The organism is Citrobacter sp. TBCS-14 (assembly GCF_005280805.1).
Taxonomy (GTDB): domain Bacteria; phylum Pseudomonadota; class Gammaproteobacteria; order Enterobacterales; family Enterobacteriaceae; genus Citrobacter; species Citrobacter gillenii.
In genome coordinates, this window is record NZ_SZWM01000488.1 from 1 (window position 1) to 210 (window position 210).

Genomic DNA, 210 nt, shown 5'->3' on the forward strand with positions numbered 1-210 from the left:
GTTCTGGCTGCGACATGCTGTACGGCATGGCGGATGCCTGCGCCCTGAGCCACAGGTCCGGAGGGAATTATGTCGATCAGGATAGTTGTTAAAAAGAATACGTACTTTGATTCGGTCTCACTGATGTCTATTTCAACACGCGCAAATAAGCTCGATGGTGTGGAGCAGGCGTTCGTGGCTATGGCGACAGAAATGAATAAGGGCGTGCTG

1 protein-coding gene and 1 pseudogene are annotated in these 210 nt (G+C 51.4%); both read left to right on the forward strand.

Going from position 1 to position 210, the window contains the following annotated elements; translation table 11 throughout:
• Window positions 1-92: pseudogene (locus FDX22_RS19480) on the forward strand (DUF2877 domain-containing protein); the annotation flags it as partial.
• The coding region (locus FDX22_RS31395; RefSeq protein ID WP_255432972.1) for a hypothetical protein at window positions 70-210 on the forward strand (141 nt) is incomplete at its 3' end. The pseudogene FDX22_RS19480 and the gene FDX22_RS31395, both read left to right, overlap by 23 nt.